Source organism: Aquirufa nivalisilvae, assembly GCF_003143535.1.
Taxonomy (GTDB): Bacteria; Bacteroidota; Bacteroidia; order Cytophagales; family Spirosomataceae; genus Aquirufa; species Aquirufa nivalisilvae.
In genome coordinates this window covers 2,677,767-2,692,500 of sequence record NZ_CP029346.1, presented here as the reverse complement: position 1 = coordinate 2,692,500, position 14,734 = coordinate 2,677,767, and the positions used below count along the sequence as shown (strand labels likewise).

Here is a 14,734-nt window from a genome sequence, read left to right as displayed (position 1 = left end):
CCGATTAAAGTGGCACGCGAGCTGGGTTCAGAACGTCGTGAGACAGTTCGGTCCCTATCTGTTGTGGGCGTAGGAATATTGACAGGTTCTGACTTTAGTACGAGAGGACCGAGTTGGACTGACCGCTGGTATATCAGTTGTTCTGCCAAGGGCATAGCTGAGTAGCCACGTCGGGACCAGATAAGCGCTGAAAGCATCTAAGTGCGAAACTGACCTGAAGATGAGTATTCCATGAAGGGTCCGTGTAGACGACACGGTCGATAGGCTACAGATGTAAAGGCAGTAATGTCAAAGTCGAGTAGTACTAATTACCCGAAAGCTTACTTTTATAAAAAAAATGCAACGACTGTTTATTTTATCTCACAATATGGAAAAAGGCTAAGACCTTGCAAGATTTATGGAGCCGATAGGACGGGTGTTCACCTCTTCCCATCTCGAACAGAGAAGTTAAGCCCCGCACCGCTGATGATACTGGGATCAAACCCGGGAAAGTAAGTAAGCTCCAAGTTATTATTATCAAGCCCGCTAGTCTCTAGTGGGCTTTTTTATTTACTAGGGTTTTTTATTAGGGATTAGTGTTAGTTATTAGGGGGATGAAGAATGTAGAATGATTCCATTTATAATTCATCATTTATAATTCACCATTTACAATTCCCTTTCCTCTGGTCTATATTTTTAAATACCTTACCATTTAATCCATTCAATTAGAGTCATATTTTATTTATTTAATACATTTACAACATGAAGCATTTTTGCCTCTTATTGTTGCTTTTTATTTTCCCTAGCTACATTTGGGCTAATCAATTTGCCTATTTTCTTAATAATACTGATCACAAGCCCTATCGCATTGATTTAGCCAAGAAAGAAATAGCCCGATTAGATTCTAATTCAAATTGGGTATTTTATCATCGCTTAACAACGGATTCTACTTATCGTCCCGATTTTATGAAGACAGCTGAATTCACTGTCTTACAAAAGAAAAATACCAATCGAATCCACATATTTCAAGAATGTACGAACCAAATGTATGTTGTTGATCTAACAAGTTTTCAATTGGAGCGAAAGGATGATACTTACTACCGCGGTGATAATTGTTCCGCTTATCGATTCTTTCGTGGTGACGTGGTGTTTTCAATCGGTGGATATGGTTTTTGGAGATCGAATAATCACTTGATTTATTTTGATAAAAAAACAAAGGAATGGGAAGCGACTAATTCAAAAGGTCAAGCACCAGAAGGAATGTACCATGGCTTTGTTTCATTTCTTCCTGAGAAAGATATGCTTGTTTCCTTCTCTAATTATAGTACTGATGTGAGTCAAGATTATGGCAGATTAACCTTGGATCAATCCATTTATCAATTTTCATTTTTTACTAAAACATGGGAAAAAATAGGAGAAATTACTCATCCTATTTTCAAACAGATTTTAGAGGAATACACCTATGAGAATAGGCATCATTTATTCTACACCGGTAAGTATTTTGTTTTTGAACCTTCTAGTAATAAAAATGGAATACATAAGTATTATTTTGTTAATCCACGGACTCTTGAAATCTTTGAATATAATGATCTAGAACTTAAATATGCACGAATAGCACTGGGTGCATCTCAACCTTTAAATCCTAGTATTTTCAAAAATGGTCCATGGCTTTTAACCGTATTACAAAATCCTAACCCTAATTCTTCTGATAGTGTTTTGCTCATTAATTTCGATGATTTAGCTAAAAATGCAACTTTTATTGGCTTGTTGACTGATTTACCTTGGTATAAAACGGATTGGTTTTATGGCTTAATTTTAGTTCTATTGGTAGTGGTACTCATTTTTGTCATGAAAAGGATTAAACCAATTCGTACTAAAAAAGCGGTGAATTTAACCCTCATGCAAGAAGTCAAATTAGACATTGATCCAATTTCTTTACGCTTATTGAAATCCATTCTTGATAATCAAAATCAGGGAGGATTAGCTATCGAAGAGGTTAATCAGATTTTAGATTTAGAAAATTTAGCTTTTGATACTCAACGGTATCGCCGTAGTGCTATGATCAATCAAGTGAATCAAACACTTACTTTATTGACAGGGGAAAAGAATAGCATCATTCGGGAGAACTCAGATGAGGACAGGCGACAAAAGCGTTATAAAATCAATCCAAATTGCCTCGAATTACTTCGAAGGAAGGTGTCTATTTAAGGTTGATTACAAAGATTACAAATTCCCTGAATTAACAAATTGCTTTCTTTTTTAGTGAAATTCGCAGGTAAATTGATGCTAGGAATATGAACTAATTCTAGGCAAGTAGTTTGACCACATTGGTCACATTTGAAATGAACATGGTCATGTTGATGTGCATGTCCACCTTGGTGACACAGCTCTTTACAAAGTGCGTATTTAATACCTCCAATGTCATCAAGAACCTTATGGATAAGACCTTGACTTAAGAACGATTTAAGCGTTCGGTAAACAGTTACTCGATCAAATTGATTACTTAATTCTTGTTCGATATCACCCTGACTTAAAGCATATTCATGAGATTGCAATAAACTCAATACCTCAATTCTACAAGGAGTTGGTCGAAGGTCAAAATCAGATAAACTAAGTACTTTATGCTCCATCTTGTTAGATATGATCAGACTGCAATTTGACCATTTTTTGATAAATTCCATCCTTTATGGTCATCAATTCCTCATGATTTCCTGTTTCCACAATTTGACCTTCTTGCATAACTATGATTTTGTCAGCAGAGCGAATGGTCGATAAACGGTGAGCAATGATTAAACTAGTCCGGTTTTTCATTAATTCTTCCAATGCAGATTGAACCCATTTTTCTGACTCCGAATCTAATGCACTGGTGGCTTCATCTAACAATAGAAATTTGGGGTTTTTCAATATGGCTCTAGCGATAGCAATTCGCTGTCTTTGTCCCCCCGACAATTTAACCCCTCTTTCTCCTACTAAAGTGTCCCACTTTTCCGGAAAGGATTCGATGAATTGTTTTGCAAAGGCTTGTTCAGCTGCTTTTTCTATTTCTTCTATTGTAGCATCAGGCTTACCATAGGCAATGTTTTCTCGGATGCTTCCTCCAAACAACAAAACTTCTTGTGGCACTAAGGCTACTAATTTCCTCCAATCACTTACATTGAATGCTTGAATATCTTGTTCTCCTAAGCATATTTTACCTGAATTGGGTTCGTAAAAGCGCATGAACAATTGAGCCAAGGTTGATTTCCCTGTTCCTGAGCTACCCACAATGGCAACCTTCTCTCCTGGCTCAATATTGAAATTTATCCCTTTTAAAATAGGCACATTGGGCCTTCCTGGATACGTAAAATGTAAATCTCTTACTTCAATTCTTCCAAATGGAATTTCTACTGTGGATTCTTTTTCAATATTGATTTCTGAATGGTCGTCCAATATTTCTAAGATTCTTTCAGAAGCCCCAATCGTTTTTTGTAATTGGGCATAGATATCACCAAGTCCTCCTACAGATCCACCAATGAAGGCAGTATAAAAGATAAAGGTTAATAATTCTGCTAAGATCAAATCACCTGATGAAACTAATTGAGCTCCATACCAAACAACTCCAACAATGCCTCCAAAGAGGGCAAAGATGATAAAGCTGACAAATCCTCCGCGGAAAGTAGCTGCTTTTAAGGCTTGTTCGACAACTAAATTTAAAGATTGAGTATAGCGATTAACTTCCCATTTTTCATTGGTAAATGACTTGACTGCTTGAATAGATTGAAAGGTTTCCTCTACAATGATATTGGTAGATGCCAGCTCATCTTGAGATTTTTTAGATACTTTGCGAATGTATCTTCCAAAGACTAAGGCCGCAATAACCAATACAGGAAACGTTGCCAACATAAATAATGTTAGTTTCCACGATATGTAGGTAATCAAAGCGATTCCTCCAATTAGTGTGAATATTTGTCTAAAAAATTCAGCTAATGTGATCGAAAGTACATCTTGTAGTTGGGTAATATCTGAGGTAATTCGACTCATCATTTCCCCGACACGCCGTTTTTCAAATTGGAATATGGGAAGCGTAATAATTTTCGTATAAAGATGTTGGCGAACATCTTTCATCGCCTTTTCCGAAACTTGTGCAAAGGTGTAAATCCTAAAAAAGGATAATACAGCCTGAATAACTAAGATCGAAAAGAAGAAAATGGTTACTTGGTTGATGGTGAATTGAGATTTCCCTTCCATCACTTTAGTCATTTCACCAATTAGTAATGGAAAACTTAATGTAGTTAAATTGGAAAAAAACAAAAAGAACATTCCTGCTATGAATGTCCATTTATACGGTAAAATGAATTTGTAAATGCGTAACGCTTTGCGAATTCCTTCTTTATTAACTTTTCTGGCATCTTTAGGATCTGCACCTTCTCCAAATTTCTCGTGTCTCTTAGCCATATGCTTATTCTTTCGCTTTACCTCTATATCCTGAGGCCTGGAATAGTTGATTAGCATCTGGCTTTGCCATTACTTCTGCCAATCGTTCTTGTGGGTGATTTGTCTGATACGCGTCAATGATTTTCCAACCTAACCACCGTCCAATAGATCCTGGACATGCGGGACCAATCTCTACTGTTTTGGGTCTTTCTCCTAAGTATTTGGCTTTGGTGAATTCATCTTGTTTGTACAACAATGATTGGTCAATAAAATGTTCCCAAATTTCCTGTTGAAACATGTCAGATTCAGCTAATTCTTTCTGTGTATATCCAAACAATAAGCTATCCGCTAAGGCTGGAGCCATTTTCTTGGCAAATGCATAGCTTTTTCCATACCAAATCATATCACTCAGCATGGTGGCATTTTCTGCCATATGCTTGTTGAAATAGCCTGAATATAATAATAGAATTTGCCCCACAAGTGCTCTGGGTTCTAGTCGCCTTAATTGATAATCATACACATTTTGAGGCAGGTACATTCCTTTTTTTCCCATGAAATAATCCAAGCCAATGATAATTAGGCTATCACTTACTACTAGATGCTCCGTTTTGAAATTCCCAATGGCCCCAAAACCTGTAAATATGGTTCTGATTTTTGGGATTTTAGCTTGAGGGAATTCATTTTTTATTTCTTGGAAGGCAGTTTGTAATTCCTTTTCTAATACTTGACCACCAAAAAATACATCTTGCTGACTTTGTTCGTAAAACTTACGTAAAGCCGGATTTTGGAAGAGCGCAAATAAGTTTTTAGCTAATTCTTTCGATCTATTTGCCCCAACAGAAAAATATGCATGTAAGACTTCAGGGTGTTTGAGAAGTATGCTATCGATTTGTTGTTCATTCTTACTGTTCGCAATAGCCTGATCTAAACGCTGTATATCCAATTGAATGGTTGGAGCTTTTTCCTTGATTTCCTTTTTGTCTTCTGTACTTCCACAAGACCCCAAGATCATAGGTGCAATCATCAACCAAAAAAATCCTACGTAGCGCTTAGTGATTTTCATTTAGCTTAAACGGGCTATTAATTCTTTCAACGATTTGATTTTATTTTCAGCATCCGAAAGCTTTTGTCTTTCTCTTTCTACTAAATCAGCTTTCGCATTTTGAACGAATTTTTCGTTGGCTAATTTTGCCTCTACCGATTTTTTAAAACCTTCTAAATAAACTAATTCTTTTTCAGATTCTTCTTTTAAAACAGCTGGGTCTTCATCATTCGCTAAAGGAACAAAAAACTGATCTGACTTCACCACAAAAGTTTGTGCTTCTGAAATAGACTCTTGAATGAAAGTGACCGAATCTAAATTCGCCAATTTAATGAGAATAGCTTCAAGAGAAGCATAGGCTTGTGGCTGCTCCGATTTGATGCATAGACTCAAAGCAACTTTAGGAGAAATTTGTTTGGTATTTCTAATCTCACGGATTTTAGTTACAATCTCAAACAAAGAATCGAATTGGGTAATGATGGAAGCTTGTACGGGTTTTGCTTTTGGAAATTCAGCTTTACAAATACTAATTCCTGCTTTTCTTTCTTCCATGTTCTGCCAAATTTCTTCTGTAATAAATGGCATATATGGATGCAATAAACGCATTAATTGATCAAATAAACCTAGGGCCGTAGCTATGGTTTCTGATGCAATAGGGCTTTGGTATGGAGGTTTGATGATCTCCAAATATTTGGCACAATAATCATCCCAAACCAAATTATAAATACTCAATAAGGCATCTGAAATTCGGAATTTTTGGAAATGATCTTGTACATCTAGGATCGTTTGAGATAATTTAGATTCAAACCATTCAGTAGCCAACACATGTTCTGGCAAAGATTGGCCTTCCTGCACCTCCAAACCCTTTAATAATCGGAACGCATTCCAGATTTTATTGGAGAAGTTTCTTCCCTGTTCGCATAATTTATCATCAAATAATAAATCGTTTCCTGCAGGTGCTGAGAATAATAAACCCGAACGAACTCCATCCGCTCCAAATTTCTCAATTAATTCCAATGGATCGGGAGAATTGCCTAAGGATTTAGACATTTTTCGGCCTTGCTTGTCGCGGACAATACCCGTCAAATACACATTTCTGAAAGGTAATTCACCTCTCCACTCATACCCAGCCATGATCATTCGAGCAACCCAAAAGAATAGAATATCGGGTCCTGTAACTAAATCGTTGGTAGGGTAATAATAATTAATTTCTTCATTATCTGGGTTTTCAATACCATCAAAAACAGAGATAGGCCATAGCCAAGAAGAGAACCAAGTATCCAATACATCCGGATCTTGCGTTAAGTCATCTTCTACCAAAGCAAATAACTGGTATTTATCTCGAGCAATGCGCAACGCTTCTTTCTTGTCTTTTGCCACAATTAGCGTTCCATCTTGCAAGTAAAAAGCGGGAATTTGTTGTCCCCACCACAATTGACGTGAAATACACCAATCATGAACATTTTCCATCCAGGAACGATAGGTATTTTTGAATTTGGCAGGATGCAATTGGATGTTGTCATTCATGACATTTTCCAAAGCAGGTTTTGCCATTTCTTCCATTTTTAAGAACCATTGCAATGAAAGCTTAGGTTCAATAACGGCTCCTGTACGTTCAGAAGTACCAATGGTGGATTTATATTCTTCGGTTTGAATTAAATATCCTTCTTCTGTTAATTGTTTGACAATTCGCTTTCTGGCTTCAAAACGGTCTACACCTACAAATAAAACCGCCTTTTCATTTAATGCACCATTGTCGTCAATGATATCAATAACAGGTAATTTATGTTTAATGCCTAGTTCATAGTCATTTAAATCATGGGCAGGAGTTACTTTTAAGCATCCAGTTCCAAAGTCGGTACTTACATATTCATCAGGAATTATGCTGATTTCACGATTGATTAGAGGAATAAAAACCTTTTTTCCATGCAAAGAAAGGTAACGCTCATCTGTTGGATTGACGCAAATGGCTGCATCAGCCATGATAGTTTCCGGGCGAGTGGTCGCTATGGTTACATGTCCTGAACCATCTACCAATGGATATTGGATATGGTATAATTTGGCTTGAACATCTTTGTAAATTACTTCTTCGTCAGACAAGGCTGTTTTACCTTGAGGATCCCAATTGACCATTCTAACACCTCGGTAAATTAACCCTTTGTTGTACAAACGAACAAAGGTATCAATTACTGCCTCATATAATGAAGGCTCCATGGTGAAGCGAGTACGATCCCAATCGCAGGAAGCGCCTAATTTTTTTAATTGATCTAAGATAATTCCGCCATATTTATCCTTCCACTCAAAAGCATATTTCAGAAATCCTTCCCGACTAATATCCTTTTTTTCGATGCCTTTTTCTTTCAACATCGCTACCACTTTGGCTTCTGTGGCAATGGATGCATGATCTGTTCCTGGCACCCAGCAAGCCTCTTTCCCTTCCATCCGCGCTTTTCTTATTAATACATCTTGGATGGTATTATTTAACATATGCCCCATATGCAATACTCCCGTTACATTGGGAGGAGGGATGACGATGGTATATGCTTCTTTATTTGGATCAGGTTTGGAAGCAAAAAGCTTATTTTCCAACCAAAAGGCATACCATTTTTGCTCAATCTCTTGCGGGGCGTAATTTTTGTCAATCATAAAGGAAGGTTCTTACCGTATTCTTAGAACGGTTTCATTATAGCCTACAAAGATAATTGATTTAGCTCAAAGAGGAAGGTGGAATTTTAAAACAATTCGATGTAATTTCGGTTGAAATTGAAAAAGGAAATCATGGAAATATTAATGTGGCTGGGTACTTTTTTACTCATGGAAGGAATAGCCTGGTTTACTCATAAATACATCATGCATGGAGTAATGTGGAATTGGCATGAGTCGCACCATGTCCACCATAAAAATGCATTAGAAAAAAATGATTTGTTCTCGGTGGTATTTGGGGTCTTATCCACCCTAACCATCATCTTAGGTGCTGAAATCGAGGCTTATCGGCCCTTATTGTGGATCGGTTTAGGTATTGCGAGCTATGGCCTATGTTATTTTATCTTTCATGATATCATCGTACATCGAAGAATCAAGGTCAAGTTTAAGACAAAAAATACCTATTTAAAGCGCTTGATTAAAGCACATTATGTACACCATGAAGTGCATGAAAAAGAGGGCGCAGAAGCTTTCGGTTTCTTGTACGCCCCCAAAAAATATGAATAGGTTTATTTGACGAAACCTACACCTACAGTTGAGTTAGAAAACTCATCAATTAAGATAAATGCTCCATTCGATGGATTTTCTGCATAAACATCAGCCATGATGGGCTGTGCTGTACGCAATTGTATTCCTCCAATTTCATTGAGTTTTAGAGAGTCTACGTCTTGACTTGATGTTTGAGCTACCACATCCAACCTCTCTGTAATTTGTGAAATTTTAGCTTTGGTTAAGTTGACACCATGCTGTAAAAGGTACGTTTTTCCAGGACTTAAAGCTTGATGATCTAACCAGCAAATGTGGGCAGCAAAATCTTTTAATTGAGGAGCTTGAGTATCAGAAGCCAATACCAATGAATTTCCTCGGGAAATGTCCACGTCGGTAGTTAGTGTAATCACAACAGAATCTCCAGCTACAGCACGATCTAATTGCTCCCCAAATTTTTCAATAGAAGCTATAGTGCTTTCTTGGCCAGTGGGTAAAGCTTTGATGACATCCCCAACTTGAAATGTACCAGAACTAATTTTTCCAGCATAGCCACGGTAGTCGTGATACTCTTCTGTTTTAGGGCGAATAACCCATTGAACAGGAAAACGAGCGGGTGCATGGGCTAAACTTTCAGCAAATTCAAATGCTTCTAATTCGCCTAATAAGGTATTACCTTGATACCAAGGCATTTTATCAGCCGCTTGAGTGATGTTTTGTCCAAACAAAGAAGAAATTGGTAAAAAGCTTATTTCTTGACCCTCAAATGTGGTTTGAGCGACCAAAGAACTTAAACTATCTTTGATGGCTTCAAATTTGGCTTCGTCGTATTGAACCAAATCCATTTTATTCACACAAATGATGACTTTGGGAATGCGGAGTAATGCCGCAATGGATAAATGCCTAGCTGTTTGTTCTACGACACCTTGGCGAGCATCCACCAAAATCAAGGAGACTTTGGCATTAGAAGCGCCAGTAACCATGTTACGGGTATATTCCACGTGACCAGGGGTATCTGCAATAATGTATTTACGTGTAGGAGTGGAGAAATAAATGTGCGCCACATCAATGGTGATGCCTTGCTCTCTCTCCGCAATTAATCCATCAGTTAGAAGTGAAAGGTCCAAAAAGTCTAAACCTTTTCTTTTAGAAGCACTTTCTAATGCTTCAATTTTATCTTTGGTAATTGAATTGGTTTCATATAATAATCGACCAATCAATGTACTTTTTCCGTCGTCTACAGAACCTGCAGTAGCTATGCGTAAAATATCCATATTCCTTTCTCTCTCCTGTTAAAAATATCCTTGTTGCTTTCTTTTTTCCATGGCGGCTTCGGAGCGTTTATCGTCGATACGAGCACCACGTTCTGAGATTTCAGCAGATAAAATTTCTTCAATGATGATGTCAATTTCCACGGCATCTGATTCAACAGCCGCAGTACAAGTCATATCTCCAACCGTTCTAAAGCGAACGGTAGCTTCAAATGGGATTTCATCGGCTTCTTTATTCAAGTATTCTGAATCGGCCCAAAGCATACCATCGCGTTCAATAACTTGGCGCTGGTGAGAAAAATAAATGCTTGGGATTTCCATTTTTTCTTCCTTAATGTAATTCCAAACATCTAATTCAGTCCAATTGGAAATAGGAAAAACACGTACATTTTCACCAACAGCTATACGGCCATTTAGCATATCAAATAACTCGGGTCTTTGTCTTTTGGCATCCCATTGTCCAAAATCATCACGGACAGAGAAAATACGTTCTTTTGCTCGGGCTTTTTCTTCATCTCTTCTCGCTCCACCTATACAAGCATCAAATTTGAATTCTTCGATGGTGTCTAATAAAGTTACGGTTTGAAGTACGTTGCGAGAGGCATATTTACCCGTTTCTTCTTTAGCTTTTCCTTGGTCAATGGAGTCTTGTACATAACGAACGATGAGTTCTGCCCCCGTTTCTTTAGCTAACCAATCTCTAAACTCAATGGTTTCAGGGAAGTTATGTCCTGTATCAATGTGTACCAATGGGAAAGGGATTTTCCCAGGAAAAAATGCTTTTTGAGCTAATCTTACTAAGGTAATCGAATCTTTACCTCCAGAAAATAGTAAAGCTGGACGCTCAAATTGGGCGGCAACTTCACGCATGATATAAATAGATTCGTCTTCCAATTTTCTTGGAAACTGTCCTATTTTGTCTTTAATGGTTGAATTTGTCATAAAATGGATAATAAATTAGGCATGTAATCCACATTCCTTTTGGGAGTTTTCCCACCACCACCTGCCTGCTCTTGGGTGCTCTCCCTCAGCAATGGCACGAGTACAAGGTGCGCAACCGATGGAGATAAAACCTTTTTTGTGCAAGGGGTTTTGCGGTATTTTATGGTCTACTAAATATTGATTTAATTCATCAAATGTCCAATCAATCAATGGATTTATTTTGAATAATTGTCTTTGTTCATCCCATTCCACAATGGGCATATTCGCTCTATTTTCAGATTGTTCGGCTCGTAAGCCAGTAATCCAAACTTTTGCACCTTGCAAAGCTCGGGATAAAGGCTCCATTTTACGAATAAAACAGCATTCTTTTCTGTTTTCTACCGAACTGTAAAATGAATTGAATCCTTTTTCTTTCACTAGTTTCTCCACCGATTCCGTTTTTGGAAAAAATGTGTCAATGGTAATTTGATACTTTCTAGTTGTCAAATCCATTAATTCATAGGATTCTTGAAACTGACGGCCAGTATCTAAAGTGAATATTTGAATGGGAAGAGATTGGCTAGCTATGGCATATAAAATTGCCTGATCTTCTTGTCCAAAAGAAGTCGAAAATACAATTTTCTCCTGAGGGAATAATTGAGTTAATACCTGCAATCGTTCTTCTAGGGAGAGATTTAATAAGGTTTTTTCAATGGTTGAAATATCCATACTCTTAAAATTTTCACAAAAATACATAATGTCTATTGAATTACTATACTTGATTTTAAAAAGATTTACAAGACTTCACATGAAGGAAATAAATCTTTTGTAAATTCATAACGATAAACATAGTAGGATGCATCAAGGCTCAGAGATCTGGTGGAATGAGGGAATGGAGGAGGACAAATCTCCATTTTTGGACTTGAAGGCTATAAAAACCTTAGTTAAGCAAGGTGAAGGCCAGCGTTTGGAGTTCAAAATGAAGGTCAAGTTCCCAGAGAAAATTATCAAAGAAATGGTGGCCTTTGCTAATACCGATGGAGGTATACTTCTAGTTGGTGTCAGTGATGAAGGTCTAGTTCAGGGGGTAAAGTTTGTAGATGAAGAACAATTTTTGTTGGACAGGGCCATTGAGAAGTATTGTTTTCCTGTTTTTTCCTACACCAATTATCGAGTAGAAATAGATTCTCAAAGGGCAATTTTGGTATATCATATATTTCCAAGTATCGATAAGCCACATTTAGTTCAATTAGCTGACGAACCTCAACCTAAATGTTATGTGCGAATCAAGGACAGGACCGTTCAAGCGAGTAAAGAAATGAAACAAATATTGAGGAGGGAACATGAAGAGGGGATACAATTTAATTTTGGACCATCTGAAAAATGGTTGATGGAGTATTTGCATGAAAATCAACAGATTACATTAGCTTTGTTTGCAGAGAAACAATCTTTACCTATTTGGCTAGCTTCTCGAAAATTAGTTCTATTGGTTTTGGCAAGAGTATTACGCATATTGCCAGGCGAAGTATACGATATTTACACCTTACGATGAAAAACAGTTTTTGGGTAATTGTTGCTTTAAACTTGCTTTTTTCTGCTTGCACCAAGCAAGCAGTGGAACCTGATAATTCCACGAAACCTGTTAGTTCTGTTACTTCTTCTTTTGATTTAATTCAAGACAAAATTTTCACGCCCTCTTGTGCCACCTCCGGATGTCATCTAGCTACAACTGACGCATCTTTTGCTCAGCATGGCTTAGTGCTGGCGAAGTCTACAGCTTATTCCCAATTAGTAGGTGTAGCCGCTAAAAATCCAAATGCAGTTATCAATAAAATTTTACGAGTGACTAAATTTCAATCCACTCAAAGTTTATTATATCACAAATTAAATTGGGATGTGGCTCATCATTCCAGTATAGATTATGGTGTTCCTATGCCTTTAGGAGGCAAACCGCTTTCGGTCGGGCAGTTGAAATTTATCCAAAACTGGATTGAAGCTGGAGCTCCAGAAAAAGGAGAAGTGGCTGATGCTAAATTATTAGATGATACGACTCCTAGCTATGCTCTTAGTTCGGATTTTAGCCCTTTAAATGAACCATCGGCTGAAGGAAAAGAAGGATTACAATTGAAAGTGGATAAGTTTTCTGTTGCCCCAAATTTTGAACGAGAGCTTTTTGTAAGAAAGCCTCTAAATAATTCAACACCAATATATGTATCTCGTATCAAATTGAAATCAAGGCCCAATAGCCACCACATGGTTTTATATGATTTTGAAAATAAACAGAGCTTACCCAATTTGAATGAAGTGAGAGATTTACGAAACAGTGATAATAGCATCAATGTTTTTACCTTTTTGCAAATGCAAAATCACATATTCTTAGGAGGGGGAACTGATCCTAACTCGGATTATTCTTTTCCTGAGGGAACAGCATTATTGCTTCCTGCCAACAGTTCCATTGATTTGAACCCACATTATTTTAATAAAACGAATGAAGTAATATTTGGCGAAAATTATGTCAATCTATACACTGTTAAAGCCGACCTGGTGAAAAAGGTGGTTCAAATGATCGATTTCAATAACACGAATTTGACGATACCAGCCAACCAAAAAACGGTCATTTCAAAGGATTTTATTTTTGATAAGGCTGTGGCTATTGTGTCTTTAACCTCTCATACCCATCAATGGGGTAAATTATTTCAGATTAAAATTAAAGGAGGTGCCCGAAATGGTGAAGTTATCTATGAAAGTACAGATTGGGCGCACCCGACTGTTATTAATTTCTCCAAAGTGATTGAGTTAAAGGCTGGAGAAGGATTAACATCAGTGGTCACCTATGATAACAATACGAATCGCATTATCCGCTTTGGCTTAACTTCCGAAGATGAAATGAATATTATATTTGGATATTACTATGCACTTTAAAACAGAGCTCTATAAATACATTCACTCACATGCTTAAATAAAAAAAAGATGGATCAGAAAATTATTAATCTGTTTGATGAGTACACCCACAAACCATTAAAAAGAGAAGTGTTTTTAGCTAAGTTGAGCAAATTAGCTGGAGGGACAGCGGCAGCCTTAGCAATTTTGCCCTTGTTAGAAGGTAATTATGCCATGGCTAATCAAGTATCGGTTCAAGATGCTGATTTATTGATGGAGGATGTTTCTTATCCTTCCAAAAATTGTACCATGAAAGGTTATTTAGTACAGCCTAAATTATCGAAAGGAAAATTGGGTGCTGTATTGGTCATTCATGAAAACAGAGGATTGACTCCACACATCAAGGATGTAACACGTCGAATTGCCAAAGCAGGTTACATTGCTTTAGGGATTGATGCGCTTTCTCCTTTTGGGGGTACGCCTGTCAATGAAGATGAAGGTCGTGCCTTGTTTGCCAAATTGGACGCCGTTCAAAACTTGGAAAACATAAAAAGTGGCTTAGATTATTTACGTGGATTGAAAAACAGTAATAAGAAAACTGGAGTAGTTGGATTCTGTTGGGGTGGAGGCATGGTTAATTCCATGGCAGTGATGGATCCTGAGTTAACTGCTGCTGTGGCTTACTATGGAAGACAAGCGGAAGTAGCTGATGTGCCTAAAATCAAAGCTAAATTGATGCTCCAATATGCTGGTTTAGATGAGCGAATTAATGCGGGGATTCCTGCATTTGAGGAGGCTTTAAAGGCCAATAAGAAGGATTATCAAATCTTCGTATATGAAGGAGCGCAACATGCCTTTAACAATGATTCTTCACCAGCACGCTACAATGCCGAAGTGGCAAAACTGGCTTGGACAAGAACCATGGGATTATTTGACCAGACATTGAAATAGTCATAAATGAGGGAAGCAAAAAGCTTCCCTTTTTTTTCGTGTATATTTCAAATGGTCAAAGAAGTTAATTGGAGCTTTATTTCCTCTG

Annotated in this window: 12 protein-coding genes and 2 rRNA genes (1 of these 14 running past the window's edge); 7 read left to right on the top strand and 7 right to left on the bottom strand. The window is 37.4% G+C overall.

Annotated elements, in window-relative coordinates; translation table 11 throughout:
* The 3 genes from HME7025_RS11435 to HME7025_RS11425 all read left to right on the top strand — a co-directional run.
* A 23S ribosomal RNA gene (locus tag HME7025_RS11435) occupies window positions 1–328 on the top strand; it begins 2,502 nt to the left of the window's first position.
* Window positions 329–396: 68 nt separating this feature from the next.
* Window positions 397–508 (top strand): 5S ribosomal RNA (gene rrf, locus HME7025_RS11430).
* Window positions 509–741: 233 nt separating this feature from the next.
* On the top strand, window positions 742–2,187 hold the full coding sequence (locus tag HME7025_RS11425) for a Kelch repeat-containing protein (RefSeq protein WP_109324123.1): 1,446 nt from the start codon (window positions 742–744) through the stop codon (window positions 2,185–2,187).
* Here HME7025_RS11425 and HME7025_RS11420 read toward each other — a convergent pair.
* The 4 genes from HME7025_RS11420 to HME7025_RS11405 are packed head-to-tail and all read right to left on the bottom strand — an operon-like array spanning window position 2,184 to window position 8,080.
* Window positions 2,184–2,609: a Fur family transcriptional regulator gene (locus HME7025_RS11420; RefSeq protein WP_109324120.1), complete on the bottom strand. Its 426-nt coding sequence runs from the start codon at window positions 2,607–2,609 to the stop codon at window positions 2,184–2,186. The two genes, HME7025_RS11425 and HME7025_RS11420, sit on opposite strands and share 4 nt — an antisense overlap.
* A gap of 4 nt (window positions 2,610–2,613) precedes the next feature.
* Window positions 2,614–4,413, bottom strand: a complete 1,800-nt coding sequence (locus tag HME7025_RS11415; protein ID WP_109325425.1) for an ABC transporter ATP-binding protein — start codon at window positions 4,411–4,413, stop codon at window positions 2,614–2,616.
* 4 nt (window positions 4,414–4,417) lie between these two features.
* Complete coding sequence (locus tag HME7025_RS11410; RefSeq protein ID WP_109324119.1) at window positions 4,418–5,455, bottom strand: gliding motility protein GldB-related protein; 1,038 nt, start codon at window positions 5,453–5,455, stop codon at window positions 4,418–4,420.
* On the bottom strand, window positions 5,456–8,080 hold the full coding sequence (locus HME7025_RS11405) for a valine--tRNA ligase (RefSeq protein ID WP_109324117.1): 2,625 nt from the start codon (window positions 8,078–8,080) through the stop codon (window positions 5,456–5,458).
* Window positions 8,081–8,212: 132 nt separating this feature from the next.
* Here HME7025_RS11405 and HME7025_RS11400 point away from each other — a divergent pair, with 132 nt between their 5' ends.
* A complete protein-coding gene (locus HME7025_RS11400; protein WP_226998221.1) occupies window positions 8,213–8,644 on the top strand; it encodes a sterol desaturase family protein in 432 nt (143 codons plus the stop codon).
* A gap of 2 nt (window positions 8,645–8,646) precedes the next feature.
* Here the strand turns inward: HME7025_RS11400 and HME7025_RS11395 are convergent, their stop codons facing one another.
* The 3 genes from HME7025_RS11395 to HME7025_RS11385 are packed head-to-tail and all read right to left on the bottom strand — an operon-like array spanning window position 8,647 to window position 11,544.
* Window positions 8,647–9,897, bottom strand: coding sequence for a sulfate adenylyltransferase subunit 1 (locus HME7025_RS11395; protein ID WP_109324116.1), 1,251 nt, complete (start codon window positions 9,895–9,897; stop codon window positions 8,647–8,649).
* Window positions 9,898–9,915: 18 nt separating this feature from the next.
* On the bottom strand, window positions 9,916–10,836 hold the full coding sequence (gene cysD, locus HME7025_RS11390; protein ID WP_109324110.1) for a sulfate adenylyltransferase subunit CysD: 921 nt from the start codon (window positions 10,834–10,836) through the stop codon (window positions 9,916–9,918).
* Window positions 10,837–10,851: 15 nt separating this feature from the next.
* Window positions 10,852–11,544, bottom strand: coding sequence for a phosphoadenylyl-sulfate reductase (locus tag HME7025_RS11385; RefSeq protein ID WP_109325421.1), 693 nt, complete (start codon window positions 11,542–11,544; stop codon window positions 10,852–10,854).
* 127 nt (window positions 11,545–11,671) lie between these two features.
* Between HME7025_RS11385 and HME7025_RS11380 the strand changes: the two genes are divergently transcribed.
* Genes HME7025_RS11380 through HME7025_RS11370 form a run of 3 tightly spaced genes read left to right on the top strand, consistent with a single transcriptional unit; the run spans window position 11,672 to window position 14,646 of the window.
* Window positions 11,672–12,367, top strand: a complete 696-nt coding sequence (locus tag HME7025_RS11380; protein ID WP_226998220.1) for an AlbA family DNA-binding domain-containing protein — start codon at window positions 11,672–11,674, stop codon at window positions 12,365–12,367.
* The gene (locus tag HME7025_RS11375; protein ID WP_109324109.1) at window positions 12,364–13,737 is read left to right on the top strand and encodes a monooxygenase; all 1,374 of its coding nucleotides are present in this window, start codon (window positions 12,364–12,366) and stop codon (window positions 13,735–13,737) included. Before HME7025_RS11380 ends, HME7025_RS11375 begins: the two co-directional genes overlap by 4 nt.
* Before the next feature lie 48 nt (window positions 13,738–13,785).
* The gene (locus tag HME7025_RS11370) at window positions 13,786–14,646 is read left to right on the top strand and encodes a dienelactone hydrolase family protein (protein WP_109324108.1); all 861 of its coding nucleotides are present in this window, start codon (window positions 13,786–13,788) and stop codon (window positions 14,644–14,646) included.
* Window positions 14,647–14,734 lie beyond the last annotated feature (88 nt).